This window comes from Pelomicrobium sp. G1, assembly GCF_051905455.1.
In the GTDB taxonomy this organism is placed as follows: domain Bacteria; phylum Pseudomonadota; class Gammaproteobacteria; order Burkholderiales; family UBA6910; genus Pelomicrobium.
Genome location: NZ_JBQACR010000155.1, coordinates 1 through 379 on the forward strand (window position 1 = coordinate 1; position 379 = coordinate 379).

At 70.4% G+C, this 379-nt stretch carries 1 protein-coding gene; it reads right to left on the reverse strand.

Features of this window, described 5'->3' with window-relative positions; genetic code table 11:
* Positions 1-379: DUF1799 domain-containing protein (locus ACTFO6_RS17950; protein WP_439935770.1), on the reverse strand; the 379-nt coding region annotated here is incomplete at both ends.

Below are 379 nucleotides of genomic sequence, written 5' to 3' on the forward strand. Positions count from 1 at the left end.
CTCCATGATCTGGAGGTCGTCGAAGAGGGCAGCGCGGTCGCGCACTCTGCGGATGCGCATGAGGGCCTCCACGCCCTGATAGTCGAGCCCGAGCACGGCGCCGCTCATGCCGTCCACCCGCCACTGGGTCGCGCAGCCGAGGAAGAGCTCGACCGCGGGCCAGTTCTCGGGCCACACCTCGCACGTCTCGGGCTCGGCCCCGCCTTCGAAGGCGTCCGGCGGCAGGCCGAAGCGCTCCAGATCCTGCGCGAGCTCCTCATCGTTCGCTCCGGCGCCGCTCGCCCAGTGGCGGGCGGCCTCCTCTAGTTTTTTTGCCTGGCCGTCCCAAGGGAGTCGAGCCAGGCGCGCACGATTGCGCCCGGCACCTGGATGTGTGAGG